The sequence below is a fragment of the Tsukamurella sp. USMM236 genome (assembly GCF_037148755.1).
Taxonomy (GTDB): Bacteria; Actinomycetota; Actinomycetes; order Mycobacteriales; family Mycobacteriaceae; genus Tsukamurella.
Window position 1 is genome coordinate 129,219 of sequence record NZ_JBBCSS010000007.1, and the last position, 21,289, is coordinate 150,507.

Annotated in this window: 22 protein-coding genes, 1 tRNA gene and 1 pseudogene; 11 read left to right on the forward strand and 13 right to left on the reverse strand. The window is 69.6% G+C overall.

Features of this window, described 5'->3' with window-relative positions; genetic code table 11:
* Positions 1 to 7 precede the first annotated feature (7 nt).
* The 4 genes and pseudogenes from WFK95_RS20585 (at position 8) to WFK95_RS20600 (ending at position 4,446) form a co-directional block, all read left to right on the forward strand.
* Positions 8 to 1,037 (forward strand): annotated as a pseudogene (locus WFK95_RS20585) (amidohydrolase family protein).
* A 32-nt stretch (positions 1,038 to 1,069) separates the two neighbouring features.
* A complete protein-coding gene (locus WFK95_RS20590) occupies positions 1,070 to 2,599 on the forward strand; it encodes an MFS transporter (protein WP_336671790.1) in 1,530 nt (509 codons plus the stop codon).
* A 473-nt stretch (positions 2,600 to 3,072) separates the two neighbouring features.
* The gene (locus WFK95_RS20595; RefSeq protein WP_336671791.1) at positions 3,073 to 3,615 is read left to right on the forward strand and encodes a hypothetical protein; all 543 of its coding nucleotides are present in this window, start codon (positions 3,073 to 3,075) and stop codon (positions 3,613 to 3,615) included.
* Positions 3,616 to 3,705: 90 nt separating this feature from the next.
* Positions 3,706 to 4,446 carry a hypothetical protein gene (locus WFK95_RS20600; RefSeq protein WP_336671792.1) on the forward strand — a complete coding sequence of 247 codons (741 nt, stop codon included), beginning with the start codon at positions 3,706 to 3,708 and terminating at the stop codon, positions 4,444 to 4,446.
* Positions 4,447 to 4,640: 194 nt separating this feature from the next.
* Here WFK95_RS20600 and WFK95_RS20605 read toward each other — a convergent pair whose 3' ends face one another.
* From WFK95_RS20605 to WFK95_RS20615, 3 genes are all read right to left on the reverse strand, one after another.
* A complete protein-coding gene (locus tag WFK95_RS20605; protein ID WP_336671793.1) occupies positions 4,641 to 5,456 on the reverse strand; it encodes a hypothetical protein in 816 nt (271 codons plus the stop codon).
* Between the two features lie 148 nt (positions 5,457 to 5,604).
* Positions 5,605 to 5,681: transfer RNA gene (locus WFK95_RS20610), tRNA-Leu, on the reverse strand.
* Positions 5,682 to 5,718: 37 nt separating this feature from the next.
* Complete coding sequence (locus tag WFK95_RS20615; protein ID WP_336671794.1) at positions 5,719 to 6,834, reverse strand: alpha/beta hydrolase; 1,116 nt, start codon at positions 6,832 to 6,834, stop codon at positions 5,719 to 5,721.
* Positions 6,835 to 6,893: 59 nt separating this feature from the next.
* Here WFK95_RS20615 and WFK95_RS20620 point away from each other — a divergent pair, with 59 nt between their 5' ends.
* Positions 6,894 to 7,517 carry an ANTAR domain-containing response regulator gene (locus WFK95_RS20620; protein ID WP_336671795.1) on the forward strand — a complete coding sequence of 208 codons (624 nt, stop codon included), beginning with the start codon at positions 6,894 to 6,896 and terminating at the stop codon, positions 7,515 to 7,517.
* 7 nt (positions 7,518 to 7,524) lie between these two features.
* Here the strand turns inward: WFK95_RS20620 and WFK95_RS20625 are convergent, their stop codons facing one another.
* Positions 7,525 to 7,833 (reverse strand): helix-turn-helix domain-containing protein, encoded by a 309-nt coding sequence (locus WFK95_RS20625; RefSeq protein ID WP_068533852.1) that lies wholly within the window; start codon positions 7,831 to 7,833, stop codon positions 7,525 to 7,527.
* Between the two features lie 136 nt (positions 7,834 to 7,969).
* Here WFK95_RS20625 and WFK95_RS20630 point away from each other — a divergent pair, with 136 nt between their 5' ends.
* The gene (locus tag WFK95_RS20630) at positions 7,970 to 8,941 is read left to right on the forward strand and encodes a cytochrome c oxidase assembly protein (RefSeq protein WP_336671796.1); all 972 of its coding nucleotides are present in this window, start codon (positions 7,970 to 7,972) and stop codon (positions 8,939 to 8,941) included.
* A 65-nt stretch (positions 8,942 to 9,006) separates the two neighbouring features.
* Here the strand turns inward: WFK95_RS20630 and WFK95_RS20635 are convergent, their stop codons facing one another.
* From WFK95_RS20635 to WFK95_RS20660, 6 genes are read right to left on the reverse strand one after another with little or no spacing between them, the layout of a single operon-like run.
* Entirely contained in the window at positions 9,007 to 9,735 is a 729-nt protein-coding gene (locus WFK95_RS20635) for a rhomboid family intramembrane serine protease (RefSeq protein WP_336671797.1), read from the reverse strand.
* Between the two features lie 6 nt (positions 9,736 to 9,741).
* Positions 9,742 to 10,293 carry a hypothetical protein gene (locus WFK95_RS20640; protein WP_336671798.1) on the reverse strand — a complete coding sequence of 184 codons (552 nt, stop codon included), beginning with the start codon at positions 10,291 to 10,293 and terminating at the stop codon, positions 9,742 to 9,744.
* A complete protein-coding gene (locus WFK95_RS20645; protein WP_224650950.1) occupies positions 10,290 to 11,180 on the reverse strand; it encodes an acyl-CoA thioesterase in 891 nt (296 codons plus the stop codon). The genes WFK95_RS20640 and WFK95_RS20645 overlap by 4 nt, the downstream gene beginning before the upstream one ends.
* Before the next feature lie 14 nt (positions 11,181 to 11,194).
* Complete coding sequence (gene pyk / locus WFK95_RS20650; protein ID WP_336671799.1) at positions 11,195 to 12,616, reverse strand: pyruvate kinase; 1,422 nt, start codon at positions 12,614 to 12,616, stop codon at positions 11,195 to 11,197.
* Positions 12,617 to 12,626: 10 nt separating this feature from the next.
* Positions 12,627 to 13,652: a prolipoprotein diacylglyceryl transferase gene (gene lgt / locus WFK95_RS20655; RefSeq protein WP_224648564.1), complete on the reverse strand. Its 1,026-nt coding sequence runs from the start codon at positions 13,650 to 13,652 to the stop codon at positions 12,627 to 12,629.
* A gap of 33 nt (positions 13,653 to 13,685) precedes the next feature.
* Entirely contained in the window at positions 13,686 to 15,209 is a 1,524-nt protein-coding gene (locus WFK95_RS20660) for an ArnT family glycosyltransferase (RefSeq protein ID WP_336671800.1), read from the reverse strand.
* 108 nt (positions 15,210 to 15,317) lie between these two features.
* Here WFK95_RS20660 and WFK95_RS20665 point away from each other — a divergent pair, with 108 nt between their 5' ends.
* Genes WFK95_RS20665 through WFK95_RS20675 form a run of 3 tightly spaced genes read left to right on the forward strand, consistent with a single transcriptional unit; the run spans position 15,318 to position 18,117 of the window.
* A complete protein-coding gene (locus WFK95_RS20665) occupies positions 15,318 to 16,415 on the forward strand; it encodes a sensor histidine kinase (protein WP_224648569.1) in 1,098 nt (365 codons plus the stop codon).
* Positions 16,412 to 17,041 (forward strand): response regulator transcription factor, encoded by a 630-nt coding sequence (locus WFK95_RS20670; protein ID WP_336671801.1) that lies wholly within the window; start codon positions 16,412 to 16,414, stop codon positions 17,039 to 17,041. Before WFK95_RS20665 ends, WFK95_RS20670 begins: the two co-directional genes overlap by 4 nt.
* The gene (locus WFK95_RS20675; protein WP_336671802.1) at positions 17,038 to 18,117 is read left to right on the forward strand and encodes a lycopene cyclase family protein; all 1,080 of its coding nucleotides are present in this window, start codon (positions 17,038 to 17,040) and stop codon (positions 18,115 to 18,117) included. Before WFK95_RS20670 ends, WFK95_RS20675 begins: the two co-directional genes overlap by 4 nt.
* Here WFK95_RS20675 and trxA read toward each other — a convergent pair.
* The gene (gene trxA / locus WFK95_RS20680; protein ID WP_224648586.1) at positions 18,086 to 18,454 is read right to left on the reverse strand and encodes a thioredoxin; all 369 of its coding nucleotides are present in this window, start codon (positions 18,452 to 18,454) and stop codon (positions 18,086 to 18,088) included. The two genes, WFK95_RS20675 and trxA, sit on opposite strands and share 32 nt — an antisense overlap.
* Before the next feature lie 130 nt (positions 18,455 to 18,584).
* Between trxA and WFK95_RS20685 the strand changes: the two genes are divergently transcribed.
* Positions 18,585 to 19,148, forward strand: a complete 564-nt coding sequence (locus WFK95_RS20685; protein WP_259144576.1) for a LysM peptidoglycan-binding domain-containing protein — start codon at positions 18,585 to 18,587, stop codon at positions 19,146 to 19,148.
* Positions 19,149 to 19,241: 93 nt separating this feature from the next.
* Here WFK95_RS20685 and WFK95_RS20690 read toward each other — a convergent pair whose 3' ends face one another.
* Together WFK95_RS20690 and WFK95_RS20695 are read right to left on the reverse strand one after the other, a co-directional pair.
* Complete coding sequence (locus WFK95_RS20690; protein ID WP_255304290.1) at positions 19,242 to 19,373, reverse strand: hypothetical protein; 132 nt, start codon at positions 19,371 to 19,373, stop codon at positions 19,242 to 19,244.
* Between the two features lie 113 nt (positions 19,374 to 19,486).
* Entirely contained in the window at positions 19,487 to 20,710 is a 1,224-nt protein-coding gene (locus tag WFK95_RS20695) for an acyl-CoA dehydrogenase family protein (RefSeq protein ID WP_336671851.1), read from the reverse strand.
* Positions 20,711 to 20,838: 128 nt separating this feature from the next.
* On the opposite strand from WFK95_RS20695, the gene WFK95_RS20700 reads away from it, so the two are divergent.
* Positions 20,839 to 21,288, forward strand: a complete 450-nt coding sequence (locus WFK95_RS20700) for a MarR family winged helix-turn-helix transcriptional regulator (protein ID WP_336671803.1) — start codon at positions 20,839 to 20,841, stop codon at positions 21,286 to 21,288.
* Position 21,289 lies beyond the last annotated feature (1 nt).

Sequence of the window (21,289 nt, forward strand, 5' to 3'; positions counted from 1 at the left end):
AGACGCCATGCACCGCATCGATGTTCATCACCACCTGATCCCCACCTCCTACCGCGACCGCCTCGCCGCCCACGGCATCGGGGAAGCGGGCGGACGCGAACTTCCCGCCTGGTCCCCGGAAGGCTCGCTCGGGGTGATGGACCGCGCCGGCGTCGCCACCGCGATCCTGTCCGTCTCGACCCCGGGCACCACCTTCCTCGACGACCCCGCCGAGGCATCGAGCCTCGCCCGAGATCTCAACGACGAGACCGCATCCATCGTCGCCGCGCATCCGGACCGGTTCGGCTTCTTCGCGACGCTGCCGACGCCCGACATCGGAGCAGCGACCGCCGAGGCCCGCCGCGCCCTCGACGACCTCCACGCCGACGGTGTCGTCCTCCTCGCCAACGCACGCGGCACGTACCTGGGCGAAGCGGGCCAGGAGCAGCTGTTCAGCGCCCTCGACGAGCGATCCGCGACGGTGTTCATCCACCCCGCCGACCTGCCCGCCCCCGCCGTCACCGGCATCCCGCCGTTCGCAGCCGACTTCCTCCTCGACACCACCCGCGCCGCGTACCTGCTCGTCAGCAACGGCATTCGACGCCGCTACCCGAACATCCGCTTCATCCTCAGCCATGCAGGCGGATTCGTCCCGTACGCCTCCCACCGCATGGCCGTCGCCATCGCCGGAGTCCGGCCGCAGTCCCCTCGACGTCCTCGACGACTTCTCGAGCTTCTACTTCGACACCGCCCTCTCCGCCAGCCCCGCCGCGCTGCCCAGCCTGCTCGCCTTCGCCGACCCAGGGCACGTCCTGTTCGGCAGCGATTGGCCGTTCGCCCCGGAAGCGGCAGTGCAGTACTTCGCCGCCGGGCTCGACAACTACACCGCGAACGACGCCGACCTCGCGCGCCGGATCGAGCGCGAGAACGCCCTCGCCCTGTTCCCCCGGCTCGGCACCCCGGCCCCGATCGCGCCTCCGGCCCTGCCCGACCGCGTTCGCGGCGCCGTCACACGGTCCGCGATGCGGGCCGTCACCCGCCTGATCGCCACCACCTGACCCCGGCCCGCCCGAACCGACAGGAGCACACCATGACCGACCAACCCGAACCCACAGACCCGAGCACACCGGGCGCACAACGCCGCGTCCTGTCCGCGATGTGCCTGGCCCTCGTGCTCGTCGTGGCCTCCGTGTCGGCGGTCAACCTCGCGCTTCCCGACCTGGCGGTGGCGCTCGGTGCGTCCAACAGCGCCCTCACCTGGATCGCAGACGGTTACACCGTCGCGCTCGCCGCCTTCGTGCTGCCGTTGGGCGCGCTCGGAGACCGCATCGGGCGGCGGACCGTCCTCATCACCGGCACGGCGGTTTTCGCCGCCGGGTCGGTCGCGGCCGCACTTTCCGACAGCACGACGAGCCTGATCGCCTCCCGCGTGGTCATGGGGCTCGGCGCCGCGATGATCATGCCGGGGACACTGTCGACCATCACAGCGACCTTCCCGGTCGACCGCCGCGCGCGAGGGGTCGCCATCTGGTCCGGATTCGCCGCCGCCGGCGCCATCATCGGCCTGATCGCCGCCGGCGCGCTCCTCGAGGTCTGGAGTTGGCGGTCCATCTTCTACACCAGTGCCATCGTCGCCTGCCTCGCGCTGGCAGCGGCAGCGCTGTGGAGCCCGAACACCCGCGACCAGCACCCACCCCGCGTCGACGTCCTCGGCACCGCGCTGACCGTCGTGGGGATCGGGACACTGGTGTTCGCGATCATCGAGGGAAGCGACCGAGGCTGGACCGAACCCGTGGTCATCGCGAGCTTCGTCGTCTGCGCTGTATCCCTGGCCGCGTACGCCGCCTACGGGATGCGTACCGACGAACCTCTCCTCGACCCGCGACTGTTCGGTCTGCCCGGATTCCGCGCCGGGTCGATCAGCGTCATCGTCCAATTCATGGCGGTGTTCGGGTTCTTCTTCGTCGGCCTGCAGTACCTCCAGCTCATCCTCGGATACAGCCCCCTGCACAGCGCCATCGCCCTCGTTCCCGTCGCCCTCGCGGTGCTCCCCGTCTCCGTTTCCACACCGGCGATCGTCCGCCGGCTCGGCCTGAACGTCACGATGTGCCTGGGCCTGCTCCTCCTAGCGGCAGGCTTGGGCTGGGTGGCCGCACTGAACGCCGACTCCGGCTACCCGCCCTTCCTTCTCGGGCTCATCGTCGCGGGAATCGGCATCGGCATCACCAGCTCGACCGGCACCTCCGCCATCGTCGGGTCCCTCTCCGCCGACCAACAGGGCGTCGCCTCGGCCGTCAACGACACGACGCGGGAGGTCGGCTCCGCTATCGGGATCGCGCTGATGGGCGCCGTTTTCACCAGCCGCTACACGGCGTCACTGCCGGACCTGTCCCAGCTCCCGGCCGAAGCGGCCAAGGCCGTTCGCGACTCCGCTGCCGCGGGCCTCGAGGTCGCTACGCGGATGGGGCCGTCCGGTGCGGAGCTGACGCACACTGTGCGCACCGCGTTCATGGACGGCCTCAGCGCCGCCCTCATCGCCGTGGTGATCCCCATCGTCCTCACCGCGATCGGCGCACTCCTGCGCGCACCCCGCAAGTCCAGCGCTCAGGACACACACTGACAGCCTCGGCCCGCCCAGGGCTCTCTAGGGGGTAGTACCAGGATCCGCACGCGAATGATCTGCGGCAATGTGGTGCGCCTGCGCGCTATCGGTTCAATCCCACCACCTGAACGGGCGAATCCCATCGATGTCATTTCGCGCTATGATGCTGGTGGAGGTGCACGATGGGGAACCCCGACGAACATCAGGCGGGCGACGACTCGCACACATCGGACGACGACCGAGCGGAAGTCACGCTCCGTGCCGACTGGGGAACGAACGACGTTCTCCACGGGAGTGGCGCACCACGCAGCGCGACCCGCGGACAGCGCGGCAAGTTCGGCGGCGGCCGATGAACAGCAACGGTGATACCCAGGACACCCCTGTCACCACGGAGATGACCGCTCAGAGCGACCAAGTACATATGGTCGACTGGGGTAGTAACGACGTGGTTCACAACGACATGAACATCGATATCGTGACGTTCACCCGACATGAGCAACGACGCTAGCCAGCAGCCCCCTTCGGCTATCGACCCACACCGCGGTCAGGTGTTTGCCGACCACATCGCCGAACTGCTCACACTTGAACTTGATCGACTTCAGTCGCTCCGGCAGCGTGGCGACTCAATCGTCAAGACCAATCTGGCGCTGACGACCGCGCTCGTTGCGATTGCGACATGGGCGACGAGAGGAACCCCGAACAACCTCTGGTTCGGTACCTGGTGTGTCATCGCGGTTGCAGGGATCGCCATGGTCGCATCGCTGAGGTTCAGCATCGTTGTGCAGGCACAGAGCAGCAAGTACTCGCTCACGGGTCTCGCGACGCTCGACCAGATGATCGGGGAGAAATGGACGACTGATCACGACCCCTTGCTGACGGTTGCCCGGCGAAAGAAGGAATCGATTGTCGCGCTACGCGCCGCGAACGAAAAGCGTGCCCTTCAGGCGGACAGAGCGCTCCGGCTGGAGTTCGCCTTCGTTGGCCTCCTCTTGGCTTCGGTAGCGACGGAGATCGTCGAGCGCGCCATCTCGTAGTGAACGTGGATCATCACCCTCATAGCGGTGTGTCCACCAGACGAATTCGAAGCTGGTCGCCAGAAAGCAGCTCAAACAATTTGGAGCAAGATGACCACGACCGAAGCCCCCCAAGATCGTTTCCGGCGCCTGTTGACCAGCCATCTTGAATTTCTGAAACGATCCTGCTGGCTCTTCGACCAAGGACATGAAGATGAAGCGCTCCGGATCGCGACGTCCCTGCGGGTAATATTCCACGACAGCCAGCACGCGACGTCACTGCTCACCCATCTCGACATGAAGAATCCGACCGACCTAATGCTCGGCACCGAGCACACGCGACATGGCTCTGATTGGTGGATGGATTTCTTCGTTGTCCACCTAGATCTCAATGGGCCGGACCCTGTCCGAGTGAGTGCACTTTGCCAGACCAACCGCTACACAGGGCGGGCGATCGCAGACTGGTGGGAGAAAGAGCCCCTGTTCTCGTACGAGAACTCCGCTTACACACGCCGCGCTGTCGTGCGCGCGATGACTGACCAAGACGGCGGCGCCCACGTCGATGCTGTGCTCGCTTCCTTTTACCAGTCGCTCATTCGGCACGGTGAAGGCCTGTCGATCGTTGGCGAGTTCGAGCGATTGGGTGCAGCGCCGTTTGAGAACGGTGTCCCGCAGTACGCCCGGAATGTGCACCTGGCGCTCATGCGTCAGATCGCGCACGAGGTTCTGTCGTCTGCGAGCTACTTCGGGTGGCCGGTAGACGATCTTCCGATCATTCCATGGCCAGCCCGGTACCCAGTTCCTGATTCAGGGAAAATCACTCCGGGCAGTGAACACAGTGCGCCCACGTAGTTTTCAGGATTCCGCTCGATACGTTGGTCTCGCAATGGATGAGTCACTCCCAATACACACTCACCCTTGACACCTGCTGCGACTAGATTCCCAGCCAGGACAGCGCCGCGCTCAACAGTCTCCCCGCCCCAGCTCCCATCGCGACCATCGCGCGGAGCGCCGAAGACACCCAGGAACTCGCACCATTCATCCAGCTATTCGGCCGTTGACTCGGGCGCAGACCGACGGTGATCAAACAACTTGACAGCTTGCTCGAGCGCATAGACCGCAACGCCAACGCACACCAGTAGCGCGTGTAAGTCGAGATTGAACGTGGCCCGGTATCCTCCATCCGGCCGGTCGAATCTGCCCTGCGTCCCAGACAACAGCTGGAATGCCCAAGTCTTCCCATGCGCCATTCCCGAGCAAACTCTCCAAATCGTCTCTGGCGGATTAAAGTTCGCGCTGATCGGCAATGACTTTACCGGATCCACATAGTGCAACTGCGGATTTGGAGGTAGTGGCTTACCGATAGCCACGGCGAGCGATTCAGCGTTCGCCTTCTTGTCGTCCCGCTCCTTCATCGCTGCAATGTATGTTTGCGACTGGGGATCGCAACCAGGTGTCCAGGACTTTCGATCCTCTTCGAGGTCGGTCCATCCGACAAGAATCTGACGATAACAACGCTCTTCTTGCGAATCAGGCACTACCAGCCAATGCGCGAGCGCCGCGTTCTCCAGGACTGCTCTTACGAGCGGGTAGTAGCTATTCAGCCAACCATGACCGTCAATCAGAAGTGCTTCATAGATCGCCTTGCAGTGCGACACCGCCGTTGCAATCGACCGACGGACCGTCTCGCTCGGATCGTAGAGTCCTGCAAGTTTGGAAGCGTCGCCCTCCAGGTCACTCCCGGCCTCCACACCAAAATCTCCCGCGCGGATTCGCTGATCTATTTGCTGAGACTTAGCTAGCTCCCTTTCAATCGCTGCGAGGAGCACTTCTTCGGACGGACTGCCAGGAGCTTGACTCATCCTCGAATCGTCTCACGAGCACCCGATCGTTTTCGGACGTTCTGGGAGGTACAACCCCACGCCGCGCCGGTTGGGTAGCACGGGGGTAGCACGCGCCTGACCGACGGGCTACAAAACGTACCTGGAAAGCCGCCTACATGCGGTGATGTGGTGCCCCCGGTGAGACTCGAACTCACACTGGACGGGTTTTGAATCCGTTGCCTCTGCCAATTGGGCTACGGGGGCGTCCGGCGGACCGTCGGAGACGGCCAGCCGAGCTAGCTTACCGGGCGGGGTCGGCGGCCTCGGACTCGGCGTCCACGGACGCGAGGAAGGCGTCGATCACGGGCCAGGTCTCGCGGACGGCATCGGGGCCGGCGACGAGGCCGAGGTGGCTGGACTCGACGGTCTCGAACTCGACGCGCGGCGAGCCGGTGAACAGGTCCACGCCGTGGCGCGCGGTCTCCCACGCGCACAGGGCGTCCCGGTGCGAGCCGACGAGCTGGATCGGCACGTCGATGGAGTGCAGATCGATCGTCCGCTCCCCCAGCTGGACCTCACCGGCGGCCAGCTCGCCGCGGAAGATCAGCCGCTCCCACAGCTGCGTCGCGAGCTTGCCGGGGTAGCCGGGGAAGGTGCGCTGGAAACGGTCGATGACCTCCATGCGCGCGAGCTTCTCGGGCTCGCCGAGGTTCTCCAGCACGAACTTCGGCTTCTTCAGCTCCCGGTCCCACGACGTGGCGCGGTAGGCCACCTGCACGATCGGCGCGGGGATGCCGCCCATGAGCGCGATCAGCGCACCGGGGCCGAAACCGTCGACCGGCTTCATCAGCGAGGTCACCAGCGGGTACGGCGGCTGCGCGGCGTACTTCAGCGGCGTCGCGATCGAGACGATCGAGCGGATGGACTCCGTCGACGCGCCGGCGGCGAGGAAGGACAGCGTGCCGCCCAGGCTCCAGCCGTACAGGTCGACGCCGGCACCGTCGGGCACGTCCCCGCCCCAGAAGTCCTCCAGGGCGCGCGCGATGGCCTGCGGGATGATGTCGAGGGCGAAGTCCTCGAAGCCGAGACCGCGGTCGCCGTAGCCCATCTCGCCGAAGTCGATGACATAGGGAACGCGCCCCGTCGACGCGAGGTGCGCGACGACGGAGGTCTCGGGCGAGAGGTCGTAGCAGGTCGCGGGCGCAGCGATCGGCGGCACCAGCAGCACCGGTGCGGCGCCGGGCACGGCGGCCAGGTCACGCTCGGAATCCGAGGCGAACCGGCGGAGGGTGCGGTGGTCACCGTCGGCGACGACGACGTGCGGGGTGCGCTCGACGGGGCGGATGCCCTCCCCCAGAGTCAACGCCCAGAGGTTGCCGGCGCGCTCGCGCAATTGAGTCAGGCTCAATACGTTCATGGGCCCACGGTACCGCGCGCGGCGGGCCCGATTTCCGCCGCCCGGTAACGTACCCCCTGATGAAGGACACCGAGCCCACCCCGCACCGCGTGCTCGTCGCCGAGGACGAGGCGATCATTCGCATGGACCTCTCCGAGATGCTTCGGGAAGAGGGCTACGACGTGGTCGGCGAGGCAGAGAACGGCCAGGTCGCCTTGGAGATGGCCCGCGAGCTCCAGCCCGACCTGGTGATCATGGACGTCAAGATGCCGGTCCTCAACGGCCTGGAGGCCGCGCAGGACATCGCCCGCGAGCGGATCGCCCCCGTCGTGATGCTGACCGCCTTCGGCCAGCGCGAGTTCGTCGAGAAGGCCCGCGAGGCGGGCGCGATGGCGTACCTGGTCAAGCCCTTCACGAAGGCCGACCTGGTGCCCGCGATCGAGATCGCCATCAGCCGGTTCGCCGAGCTCAAGGCGCTCGAGAAGGAAGTGACGACGCTCTCCGGCCAGCTCGAGACCCGCAAGCTGGTGGACCGGGCGAAGAGCATCCTGATGCAGGCGCACGGCGTCTCGGAGCCGGAGGCGTTCCGCTGGATTCAGCGGACCGCGATGGACCGCCGCACCGACATGCGCACCGTCGCGCACCTGGTGATCGACACGCTGGGCACCCCCACCACCCCTACCGACGCGGCGGGAGCGCCCTGACAGTCGGCTAGACCGCGCGGACGGACCGCGACGGCGGCAGCTGCTGGCCCCGGTAGTACCCGGTGCGCGGCATGTTCTGGAACGCGGGCGCGTCGCCCGTGGCCTTGTCGTTCTGGCGGTCGATGACCTTCTTGACGGCCTGCGGCGACGTGCCCGTGTAGCGGGCGATGTGCACGATCGGGATCCGCGCGGCGTAGGCGGCGAGGATCGTCTTGCGGTACTGCTCCTCCGCGTTGGCCTTGAGGTGGGACCAGTGCGAAATGGGGCTGAGGAAGTCGCGGACCTCTTGAGGCGTGGGCTCGGGGACCTTCGGCATCTCTACTCCGTGCGTTCGAGCCCGGGGCGGGTACCCAGGCAATCTGACAGGGACGTTCGTCCCTTCATCGATCCTCCGCCGCGCTTTGTTACACGCCGGTTGGATTAGTTTGCCAGGGGTGGTACAACGGGCATCGATGTATCCCTCAGCAGTGGCGACGCAGTCGCCGGACGTGCTCCACACGTGGGTCTTCACCCCCGTGGTGACGAGCCTCATGGTCGTCGCTTCCATTCTCTACGTGTACGGCACCGTCCGGGCGCGGCGCGCCGGAGTCGCCTGGCCGATCTCCCGCATCCTGTCGTGGTTCGTCGCGATGGCGCTCCTGGTGCTCGCGGTCAACAGCGTGATGGCCGAGCTGGCCAAGCACCTGTTCTGGGCGCACATGGTGGTGCACCTCGTGCTGATCACGGTCGTGCCGATGTTCCTCGTGCTCGCGGAGCCGATCCGCCTGCTCGCGACGGCGACGGGCGAGGCCGGCGACCGTCGGGTGCGCGCGTTCCTCGGCAACCGGGTGGTCCGGCTGGTCACCAGCCCGATCGTCGGCCTGCCGCTGTACGCGTTCGCGCTGATCAGCACGCACCTCACGGGCTTCCAGGACCTCGCGCTCGACAATCCGTGGCTCAAGCAGCTCGAGTACGCCGGCTACTTCGTGATCGGCTGGATCTTCATGCTGCCGCTCATCGGCAACGAGCTGTGCGGGCCCACCAAACTCTCGCACCCGCTGCGCTTCGCGTCCTTCCTGCTGGCCATGGGCCCCGACACCCTGGTCGGCGTCACGCTCATGATGACCACCACCGAGCTGGCGCCCGGCTACTCGGCGTCGCGCCTGGGCTGGGGCCCCACGGGCCTCGAGGACCAGTCGGCGGCCGGCGCCATCATGTGGTTCGGCGGCGACGGCCTCATGATGATCCTGCTGCTCGTGGTGGCCTTCCAGTGGATCACCGCGGAGGCCACCGGCAAGCGCGGCGGCGGCATGGGCTCCTGGCTCGATTCCGCGCGTCGCGGGCAGCTCATGGGCGAGGGCGGCGAGGACGTGGACGTCGACGACGACGAGGCCGCCCTGGCCGCCTACAACGCGCGCCTGCGGGAGATGAACCGGGGCCGCTGACGCCCCGCCCGCAAGGGCGCACCGCCCCGCCAGCAGGACCGCGGCCCCGTCGGATCGGCTCGGCCTCAGCGCAGCGTGTACACGTCCGCACCCGGGAAGGTGCCGAAGCGGACAGCGATCGCCGCGACGACGACCGCGGCGATGACGCCGGCGCACGCCCAGCCGAGGCCCTCGACCTGCTGCCGGGTGCGCTTGTCCCGGGGAAGCAGCTCGGGCGCGTAGACGAAGCCCGCGGCCACGAGAGCCCCGATGACGAAGCCGCCGAGGTGGCCGAGCCAGGAGATGCCCGAGATCGTGAACGACGCGACGACGTTCACGCCGATGATCATCAGCAGCGAGGTCGGGTTCAGCTTCAGCCGGAGGAAGAGCACCAGTTCCGCCCCGATGAGGCCGAAGATCGCGCCGGAGGCGCCCACGGTGATCGTGTTCTCCAGCCCGAACCACAGCACCGCCGCGCTGCCGCCGAGCAGCGCGATCCCGTAGATCGCGCCGAACCGCGCCCGCCCGAGTTGCTGCTCGACGCCCCGCCCGAAGACGTACAGCGTGAACATGTTGACCAACAGGTGGATCGGCCCGAAGTGCAGGAACCCCGAGGTCACGGCCGTCCACCACCAGCCGTTCGCGGTGGCTGGCTCGGACAGGGCGAACCGCGCGACCTCGTACGAGGCCATGTTGTTCTCGATGCTGCCGGTCTGCTTCGCGCTGAATGCGAAGACGATCACGTTGACCGCGATCAGCGAGTAGGTCACGACGGGCTGCCAGTCGCGGCGGACCGTCGTTCCGAGTGCGGTCACCGGCGGCTAGCCCGCGAGCGAGACCATGAGGGTGCCCGACGTGGAGGCGAGCTCGCTACCAGCGACCGGAGTGGCCTGGGCGCCGCCGACGGTCACCGCGTAATTCACGTCCGGGTCCGCGTGCACCGACGAGAGCGTGAACGGGAAGACGCACCGGCCGGAGCGCAGCACACCCTCGCCGAGATCGGTGTCGAAGCTGTCGGACCCGCTCTTGAAGACGATCCGAGCCCCCTCCTTCACCCCCTCCGCGTCGCGGGCGCCGGAGCACGTGGTGGTCGTCGCCATGTATTCGGACGGCGTCAGCACCACGACGCCCTGCCGCTCGAAGGCGGTGGTCGCGAAGCCGAAGGAGACGGCGAAGATACCGGCCCCCGCCATGACCACGAGCACGATCGCGGTGAGGACGCCGACCCAGGTGCGCGAACCGGGGCCGTGGCGGCGCCACGGCTGCTGCGGGCCCTGTGGGAGCGCCTGGGGCAGCTCCGCACGCCAATCACGGCCGGGCGTGCCCTGCGGCACGTTCGGGATCGGACGCTGCTGCGTGTCCTGGCTGGTCACTTCGCCCCCTTCGACGGGAAGTACTTGAGCACACCCTCCTGGGTCGTGCTTGCTACCAGAATGCCCTTCGAATCGAAGAATTGCCCGTTGGACATACCGCGGCCGCCGTCGGCCACCGTCGAATGCGACGAGTACAGGTTGTACTGGTCGAACCGGACGCGACGGTGGAACCACAGCGACTGGTTGAGCGTGACCGCCATGATCCGGTCGAATCCCCACGACAGCCCGTGCCGGGTGATGATCGAGTCGAGGATCGTGGTGTCCGAGGCGTAGGCCAGCGCCGCGTCGTGGATGACCTGATCGTCGGGCAGCGGGCCGGCGGTCCGGATCCAGACGTTGTTGTCCTCCTGGATCAGGCCCTTGCCCTTGGCGATCCAGGCCGGATCGTTGGTGAAGCGCATGTCCATCGGCTGCGGGGCGTCGACGAACATCGTGACGACGTCCTCGTAGCCCTGGAGCGTGTCCTGGATGTTCGGCAGGCCGTCGGGGCCCGGCACCGCGGGCGCGGGATCGCCGTGCACCAGCGGGTTCCGGCCGTCGGTCTGGTAGGCGAGCTGCATCAGCGCGAGGACGGTGCCGCCCTGCTCCACCGAGACCAGCCGGTTCGCGACGTTGCGGGTGTCCCGCAGGCGCCGCACCACGAACTCCAGGTCGGCGTTCGTCTCACCGCCGTTGATGAAGTGCGTGTGCGCGGCGTGCAGGAACAGCGAATCCCGAGCCCCCGGAACGGTGTTGCCCGAGGCCACGATCGCCTGCGAGAGGATCTGCCCGCCGAACGTGCGGGACGCGGTCTTGGCGGGGTGACGACCGAGATACCGGTCCTCCCCCGCCTCCGCGAGATCCAGGGTGCCGAGGAACTCGTCGAAATCGGTGAGTGTCTCCGTCATACGACGAGCGTATGTCAGTGGTCGTCCTCGCCGATCCGGTGCACCTGGATCAGGTTGGTCGAGCCGATGGTCCCGGGAGGCGCGCCGGCGACGATGACGACCTGATCGCCCTTGGAGTAGCGGCCGATTCCCTCGAGGGAGTGGTCGACCTGCTTGATCATGGCGTCGGTGCTGTCGGCGCCGTCGACCAGGAAGGTCTCCGTGCCCCAGGACAGGGCGAGCTGGCTGCGGACCTCCGGCAGCGGCGTGAACGCCAGCAGCGGCAGGCGGGTGTGCAGGCGGGCCAGGCGGCGCACGGTGTCACCCGACTGGGTGAACGCGACGAGGGCCTTGGCGTTGAGCCGCTCCCCGATGTCGCGCGCGGCGTAGGAGATGATGCCGCGCTTGGTGCGGGGCACGTGGTTCAGCGGCGGCACGGACGGTCCGCCGTCCTCCACGGCCTGCACGATCTTGGCCATGGTCCGGACGGTCTCGATCGGGTACTTGCCCACCGACACCTCGCCGGAGAGCATCACGGCATCCGCACCGTCGAGGACGGCGTTCGCGACGTCGGAGGCCTCCGCGCGGGTCGGACGGCTGTTCTCGATCATCGACTCCAGCATCTGGGTGGCGACGATGACCGGCTTGGCGTTCTCCCGGGCGATCTGGATGGCCCGCTTCTGCACCAGCGGCACCTCCTCCAGCGGCAACTCCACACCCAGATCGCCGCGGGCGACCATCACCGCATCGAACGCCAGGATCACGGCCTCGAGGTTCTCGATGGCCTCCGGCTTCTCCAGCTTCGCGATCACCGGAATCCGGCGGCCGACGCGGTCCATCACCGCGTGCACCCGCTCGATGTCCGCGGGAGCCCGCACGAACGACAAGGCGATGAAATCCACCCCCAGCTCGAGCGCGAACTCCAGATCCTCAATGTCCTTCTCACTGAGCGCAGGAACCGAGACATTCATGCCCGGCAGCGAGACACCCTTGTTGTTCGACACCGGGCCGCCCTCGGTGACCTCACACACCACATCGTTGCCGTCGACCGAGGTGACCTTCAGGCCGACCTTGCCGTCATCGACCAACAGCCGATCGCCCGGGCGGGCGTCCTGCGCCAGCTCCTTGTAGGTGGTGGAGACCCGATCATGCGTGCCGACCACATCCTCGACGGTGATCCGCACCGTCTCACCCGTCTCCCACACGGTCCGGCCGTCACCGGCGAACCGGCCCAGCCGGATCTTCGGGCCCTGCAGATCCGCGAGGATCCCGACCGCACGACCGGTCTTATCCGAAGCCGCACGAACTCGGTTGTAGTTCACGCCGTGATCGGCGTGCTCACCATGGCTGAAATTCAGGCGCGCAACGTCCATGCCCTCCTCGACGAGAGCAAGAACCTTCTCATCGGTTCCGACAGCGGGGCCCAGGGTGCAGACGATCTTGGTTCGACGAGTCACGGCGTCCACGTTAGTCCTCCTTATTCCGCTCTGTGGAGTCTCCCGCTAACCCGCCGGTATCCATCTGGCGAACATCAGCCTCCGCCTCGGCCTCCTCGTCGGCCTTTCCGAGGGCGACGGGCGCGTCGTCCTTCGCCGGTCCGTCCTGCTCGGGGCCGGTTTCCGACGGTGCCGTCGCCGGGTCGTCGACGAACACCGACTCCTCGCGCCCCTTCGGGGCGAGGAGGAAGTAGGCGATGGCGCCGGCGAAGACGAGCGCCGCGGTGAAGACATTGATCCGGACGCCGAAGATCAGGGTGGCGTGGTCGTCGCGCATCAGCTCGATGAAGAACCGGCCGAGGCAGTAGCCCGCGACGTACAGCGCGAAGAGGCGGCCGTGGCCGATGCGGAAGCGGCGGTCGACGATCACGAGGAAGGCCGCGACCAGCAGGTTCCAGATGAGCTCGTAGAGGAACGTGGGCTGCACGACCGCGAGGACGACGCCGGTGCTGTGCCCGTCGAGCACGTCGGGGCCGCGCTGGCCCACGTCGTTGGCGCGCTCGTAGATCTCCAGGCCCCAGGGCAGCGTGGTGGGGCCGCCGTAGAGCTCCTGGTTGAACCAGTTGCCGAGCCGGCCGATGGCCTGGGCCACGATGATCGCGGGTGCGATCGCGTCTGCGAACGGGCCGAGCTTGATGCCCATCTGCCGGCAGCCGATGGCGGCGCCGACGCCGCCGAGGGCGACCGCGCCCCAGATGCCGAGGCCGCCGTCCCAGATGCGGAAGACGGCGCCGAGGCCGCGGCCGTTCGGGCCGAAGTAGGTGCTGAAGTCGGTCAGCACGTGGTAGAGCCGGCCGCCGATGAGGCCGAACGGGACGGCCCAGACCGCCACGTCGAGGACCTGGCCGGGCTTGCCGCCGCGGGCCACCCAGCGGCGGTCGCCCCACCAGCAGGCGACGACGATGCCGATGATGATGCACAGCGCGTAGGCGCGGATCGGGACGGGCCCGAGGTGCCAGACGCCCTGCGGAGGACTCGGGATGCTCGCGAGGATCACGCCCGTCACCCTACTGACCGCCCGCGCGGGCCGTCACTGCGAGCGCAGCCGCTCCCACAGCTCGGGCCAGGCGACGGTCCGTCCGGTGTAGAGCTGCACCACCGGATCCCCCGTCTCGCCGGGGGCCGGCACGGCCCGACGGTGCGCGAAGGCCCCGTCGAGCACGGGCGACGGGTCGCCGATCCAGAGCACCGCGCGGGCGTCCTCGGGCGGGCTGCCGAAGTAGTAATACGCCCGGTGCCCGCTGTACGCGCGGGGAAGACCCTCGTCGCGGCCGAAGAAGTCGACGGCCGCGGCGAAGGGGTAGCTCTCGGCCACGATGACGGTGCCGTCGCGCTCCGCGGGCGGCAGCGTCCGGTACGCGGCGACGACGGTGTCGGACAGGCCGCGGAGCATCGTGTCCCCCTCGACGAGCATCGTCGCGGGCGCTCGCAGCGGGGGCGTGCCGATCCGCTCCGCGACTGCCGGCGACCACACCGGCGACGCCGCGATCCAGCTGGCGGTGGAGCCGAGGAGCGCGAGGACCGCGATGGCGCGGAGCACGCCGCCGGCCCGGCGCCCACGCCGTGCCAGCCATCGCTCGGCGACGACGGCGCCCGCGGCCATCGGCAGCGCGTACACCGAGGCCAGGTAGTACGAACGGCCGTGCGTCAGCACGATCGCGACCACGACCAACACCAGGGCGACGCCGAGGAAGCGGTACGGGCGCAGGTCGCGCGAGCGCAGCAGCGCGACGACGCCGGCGAGCAGCAGCGGCAGCCCGATGAGCAGGCCCGCGCCGAACAAACCGACGAGCGCGAACCCGGCGCCGCCCGGCCACTCCGCCCGCACGACGGCCCCCATCCGGGTGTACGCCCAATCGTGCCCGGCCTGCCACCACAGCGTCGGGGCGATCGCGACCACCGCGAGGGCGCCGCCCGCCCAGAGCGCGGGCCGGGTGAGCAGCCGACGGGGCCCGCAGGCGAGGGCGGCGAGCGCCACCGCGATCCACAGCGCGGGCACGAGGAACTTGGTGAGCAGGGAGAGCGCCGTGACGGCGCCCGCGAGGAGCAGGAGGCGGTCGTCGCGGGTGCGCACCCAGCGGACCAGCAGGTACAGGAGGAGCGTCCACCACAGCGGGTCGAGCGAGTAGGTCGCGAGCCAGTGTCCGACGGAGCTGACCAGCGACATCGCGACCGCCGCCGCGGCGAAGGCCTGCGCGCCCGCGCGGCCGCCGAGCTCGCGGGCGAGGAGCCCGGCGAGCAGGGTGATCGCCACGACCGCGAGCGTCGCGGGCAGGCGCAGCACGACGAGGTTCCCGTGCGCGAGGTGATCGAGGCCGGCGGCGAGGAGGGGCACGAGCGGCGGCTGGTCGAAGTACCCGGCGGCGGGATGGTCGCGCCCGGCGACGACGAAGTAGGCCTCGTCGAAGAAGTAGCCGTAGTTGCGGCTGCCGAGCAGCATGACGGCGAGCACGACGGCGCCCACGAGGGCGAGCGGCAGCCGCGCGATCGGCGGGAGCGCGCCGCGCGATCCGGCGGTCGGAGCGGTGTCGGTGGTGATGACCTGCGATGTCATGCCTTCGACCGTCGCCGATCGGGCGCGACGCCGGTAGCGCCGTTCGGCGGCCCGTCGACCGACGAAAGGAGGTACCGGCCCCGTCGGGCCCCTCCCTACGATGGCTGCATGCCCCTCGCACCCGACGTCCGCACGCGAACCGCCCACGCGGCGCTGCTCGTGGTGTCGGCGGCGGGCACCGTCGCGCTGGTGATGGCGCTGTTCCCCGCGCTGCGGGGCGCCGGCCTGTGGCTGGGCGCGGCGGCGATGCTCGCGGCGTCCGCGGCGGTCGGGCTACTGCGCCCCGTGCTCGCGGCGCCCGTCGTCGCAGCCGCCTGCTGCTACCTGGTGCTCGGGCCCTGGGCCGAGGCGACGGCGTCCGGCGCAGCGATCTGGGTCGCGGTGGCGGCCTCGCTCGTCTCCTCGGCGGCGGCGCAGACGGCCCGGAGCCGCCGCGAGGCGGTGATCGCCTTCGCCCCGTTCGTGGTCTTCGCGGCCGCGGTGGCGGCGTCCTCGCACTCCGTGTGGGGCGCGCTCGGCTCGCTGGCCCCGGTGTTCGGCGGCACGACCTTCGGGCTGGGGCTGCGGCTGCGCGACGCCCAGCGGGAGCGGCGGGCCCTCGCCGCGCGGCAGGCCCGCGCCGACGAGCGGCTCGCGCTGGCGGCCCAGCTGCACGACCTCGCGACGGCGCGGCTGACCCGGATCGTGCTCGCGGCGCGCGCGACGGGGCAGCCGGGGATCGAGGAGGACGCGCAGGCCGCGCTCGCCGACCTGCGCCGGGTGGTGGTCGGGCTGCAGACCGCCGACGCCCCGCCCGCCCCGCTGGCGGTCGGCGGGCTCGTCGCCCCGGCCGATCTCGACGGCACCATCACGGACGCGGTGGACCGGGCCCGGGACACGGGCCAGCGCGTCGACCTGAGCGGGAACGTCGCCGCGCCGCTCCCCCGCGCGAGCGCCGACTGCCTGGCCCGCGTCCTCGAGGAGGGCCTGGCGAACGCGCGCAAGCACGCGGCCGGCGCCCCGGTCGACGTCGAGGTCACGGACCGCGGTGTCCGCGTGCACAATCCGTCGGCCGCCCCCGATCCCGCGCTCGCCGCGACCGGGAGCGGAACGGGACTGCGGGGCCTCGCGGCCCGCACCGCGCTCGTCGGCGGCACACTCCGGCACGGCCCCTCGCCCGACGGCGGCTGGACCCTGCAGGCCGATTTCCCGGCGGCCGCCCGATGACGACGGTGCGCGTCCTGGTGGCCGACGACGACCCGCTCGTACGGGAGTACCTGCGCTCGACGCTGTCGGCGGAGCCGGACCTCGACGTGGTCGCGACCGCGGCCGACGGGGCCGCCGCGGTCGAGGCGGGCATCGCCCACGCGCCGCAGGTCGCGCTGCTCGACGTGCGGATGCCCGGCGTCGACGGGATCATCGCGACCCGGGCGCTGCGGGACCTCGATCCGCCGGTCGCGGTCGTGCTCATCACCACCCTCGACACCGACGCGGTGCTGGTCGACGGTCTGGCCGCGGGCGCGGCGGGCTTCGTGGTGAAGACCGCCGAGCCAGCGCTGCTGGCGTCGGCGGTGCGCACCGCGGCGGCGGGCGGCTCGCTGCTCTCCCCCGACGCCCTGGCGCGCCTCGTGGGCCTCGCCGGCGACCGGCCGCGCCGCGACCCGCGCATCGACGCGCTCGGCGAGCGGGACCGCGACGTGCTGCGCGAGCTGGCGACGGGCGCGTCGAACGCGGAGATCGCGGCGCGCCTGTTCCTCGCCGAGTCCACGGTGAAGGGCTACGTCTCCGCGCTGATGACGCGCCTGGACTGCGCGAACCGCACGCAGCTCGCGCTGCTCGGGGCGGCGCTGTGAGCGCGCCCGACCTGGTGGTGCTGGGCCTCGGGCCGGCGGGGCGCGCGGTCGCGCACCGCGCCGCGGCGGCGGGCCTCCGAGTGCGAGCCTTCGATCCCGCGCCGGACGCGCGCTGGCGGCGCACCTTCGGGCTGTGGGCCGACGAGCTGCCGGCGTGGCTCCCCGCCGACGTGGTCGCGGCGGTGTCGTCGCCGCAGGTGATCGCGCGGACCCGGCACGACCTGCGGCGCGAGTACGCGATGCTCGACGTGGACGCGCTGCAGGGCGCGCTGCCGCTGGACGGGGTGGACGTCCTCGCCGAGCGCGCGGGCCGCGACGGGCACGGCGCGGCGTTCGTGATCGACGCGCGGGGGCCGGCACCGTCGACCTCCGCGGACGTGCCCCGGCAGACCGCGGCGGGAGTATTGGTCCCGGCGGGCGCGCACGAGGAGCTGTGGATGGACTGGCGTCCGGCGCCCGGCGTGCCCAACGACGCACCTGCGTCGTTCCTCTACGCGGTCCGGGTGTCGACCGATGCGGTGCTGCTGGAGGAGACCTGCCTCGCGGGCGCGCCGGCGGTCACCGTCGACGAGTTGGAGGAACGGCTGCGGGCGCGGCTGGCGGAGCGCGGCGTCACCGCGGGCGAGCTGCACGAGCGGGTGGACTTCCCGCTGCTGCACGCCGGGCCGCGGCGCGGGCGCGGCTGGTGCGGGGCGGGCGTGCGCGGGACGACGCTGCACCCCGCAACGGGGTACTCGGTGGCGGGGTCGCTGGCGTTCGCCGATGACGCCGTCTCGGCGCTGAGCACCGGCCGGAATCCGGTGACCACGGACGCGGTGGCCGCGCACCGCCTGCGGGCGGCCGCGCTGCGCGCGCTGCTGGGGATGTCCCCGGCGGAGCAGCGCGACTTCTTCGAGGTCTTCTTCGGGCTCCCGGACCGGCGGGTGCGGGCGTTCCTCTCGCCGCGCTCCCCGGCGACGACGAACGCCGCAGCGATGGCTGCGGCGTTCGCGGCGGCGCCGTGGGGGCTGCGCCGGCGCTTGGCGCGGGGGGTTGCTCCTGTGGTTACTCCGCGGGCTTCTCGCCTGCGGCGTTGACCTCGGCCTGCTCGATGTCGAGCGCCTTGGCCTGGCCGATGAGGTCCTCGAGCGCGGCGGGCGGCAGGGCGCCGGCCTCGTTGTAGACGAGGTTGCCCTTCTTGAAGACCATGAGGGTGGGGATCGACCGGATGTTCGCGGCAGCCGCCAGGCTCTGCTCGGCCTCGGTGTCCACCTTCGCGAAAACCACATCGGGATGGGTCTCCGATGCCTTCTCAAAGGTCGGCGCGAACGCGCGGCAGGGCCCGCACCAGGAGGCCCAGAAGTCGACCAGCACGATATCGTTGCCGGTCACGGTCTGATCGAACTTGTCTGCGGTCAATTCAACTGTCGCCATACCCCCTCCAACGATTTTGCCGACTCCATGATTCCCATTCGCCAAAATGTCGGATGGGATCGCTATTGTCTACTCGGGCGCGCACCCGCGCGCCGCATGTACACCGAGTACATCTACTAAGGGGATACACATGACCGACGTGCTTCGCGCAGGAAACCAGCTCGGCCTCGGGGAGACCCTGGACTCCCTCAACGGCGGCTACACGCTGACCCTGCAGAGCGATGGCAACCTCGTGCTCACCGAGGGCGCCGGCACCGTGGTGTGGGCCAGCGCGACCGACGGCAAGGGCGTCGAGCGGGCCAACTTCCAGACCGACGGCAACTTCGTGCTGTACAACGGCGCCGGCGAGGGCGTCTGGTCGACCAACACCGAGGGCACCGGCGCCGACCGCATCGTCCTGCAGGACGACCGCAACCTCGTGGTCTACGCCGGCGACGCCGACAAGTGGGCCTCCAACACCGCCACCGACCAGCCCGCCCCGGCTCGTCAGGCCGCCCCGGAGCCCGAGCCCGTCGCCGCCGAGGCGCCGGCCGCTCCCGCGCCGCGCACCCACACCGTCGCCTCCGGCGACACCCTGTGGGCCATCGCCGAGCAGTACCTGGGCGACGGCAACCGCTACACCGAGATCGCGCAGCTCAACGGCATCGCGAACCCGGACCTGATCAACGTGGGCCAGGTCATCACCATCCCCTGATCGCCGAAGATCACGCTCTGCATCACGAAACCGGCCTGCACTCGCTCGGCGAGGGCAGGCCGGTTTCGTCGTACAGGGTCGGCGACGGCGAGGTCAGCGGTGCCGGGGATGGCAGCCGAGGGACGCCGAGACGACGGCGAGCGGCGTGCTCGCCAGCCGGAGGTTGTGGCGCTCCTGCGGCGTCATCGTCCAGCGGGCGTGCAGACGACGGGCGAATGCGTACATGGTGCGGTTCCTTCTCGGCGGATCGGTGAAGCGGGATCCATCGAGTATCGAACCGAACCACCGAGCGGGGCAACGCTTGTCGCGTTAAGACCGCGTATCGGTCACGCTAACCGTCATTCGCCGCGCAACAGCCCCTTCGCCACGTGCGTCACCTGGATCTCGTTGCTGCCGGCGTAGATCATCAGCGACTTCGCGTCGCGCGCGAGCTGCTCCACCCGGTACTCCGCCATGTAGCCGTTGCCGCCGAAGAGCTGCACGGCCTCCATCGCCACCTCGGTCGCGGCGCGCGAGCTGTACAGCTTCATGGCCGAGGCCTGCGCCAGCGTCGGCGGCTTGCCGGCGCGCGAGGCCTCGATGGCGGTGAACAGCATGTTCTGCACGTTGATCCGCGCGATCTCCATCTCCGCCAGCTTGAGCTGGATGAGCTGGAACTTCCCGATCTCCTGGCCCCACAGGGTGCGCGAGCGCGCGTAGTCGATCGACAGGCGCTGCGCCTCGTTGATGATACCCAGGCTCAGCGCCGCGATGCCGATGCGCTCGGCGGTGAAGCCCGCCTTCGCGGACGCCCCGCCGCCGCCCGGCGTCTCCTCCGTCTCGCCGAGCAGCCGGTCGGGGCCGAGGCGCACGTCGTCGAAGAACAGCTCGCCGGTGGGCGAGCTCATCATGCCCATCTTCTTGAACGCCTTGCCCTGCGTGAGCCCCTCCATGCCCGTGTCCAGCACGAACGTGAGCACCTTGCGGTCGCGGATCGGCGTGCCGTCGCCCTCGTCGAGCTTGGCGAAGACGACGATGGTGTCGGCGTGCGGGCCGTTGGTGATGAAGGTCTTCTGCCCCTTGAGGATGTACCCGCCGGAGCCGTCGCGGCGCACCGTCGTCTTCATGCCGCCGAGGGCATCGGAGCCGCTGTCGGGCTCGGTGATCGCCCACGCGCCGACCTTCTCCATGGTGACCAACTCGGGCAGCCAGCGCTTCTTCTGCGCGAGCGTGCCGCGGGACTTGATGGTGGACACCGTCAGCCCCATGGAGACGCCCATCGAGCCGATGAGGCCGAGGCTGACGCCCGCCATCTCGACGTTGAGGATGAGGAACATCGACGAGCTGAGCGTGCTGGAGCCGCCGGCCTTGGACTTCTCCCCCGCCTCCTCGGCGGCCAGCTCGGCCTCGAGGTTCTCGCGGTTGACCTGGTCGATGCCGAAGGTCTGGAGCATTTTGCGGGTGATGTCGTACGGCGGCAGCGCGCCGGTCTCCAGCTCGTCGACGTGCGGGCGCACCTCCTTGTCGATGAACGCCCGCAGGGCGTCCCGCACCATCAGGTCTTCGTCGGACCACTCGAACACCGCAACCTCCATCAATAGAACGTGTTCTACATGTTGGGGTCCATCCTCGCACCTCGCGCCGCCCGACGGTGCGCGAACCCCCGGGAAGGCCTTGACCTCAACCATCGTCGAGGAAATACCGTCGGGGCATGGAGAGCTACACGGACGCCCGCATCCTCACGCAGCCGATCGGGTACTGGGCCGGCACGGCGAGCCGCGCGGTGGTGACCCGTATCCGCGCGACGTTGGAGGGCCACGGGCTGACGCAGCCGCAGTGGTGGGCCCTCAACTACATCGCGGTCCGCCCCGACGGGGTGCCCCTCGACGAGGTGGTCGAGTTCCACCGCGGCTTCGTCGACACCGGCGACGCGCTGCGCCCCGACGTGGCGTGCCTGGTCGCGACGGGGCTGCTCGACGAGGCGGACGGCGCGCTCACCGTCAGCCCGGCCGGCGAGCGGCGGCGCGCGGAGACCTGGCCCGATGTCCACGCCACCCTCGCCGCGATCCGCGCGGGCGTCACCGACGAGGAGTTCATCACCACGATCCGCACCCTGCAGCGGATGATCGACAACGTCGGCGCGACCGCCTGGCACGCCTGAG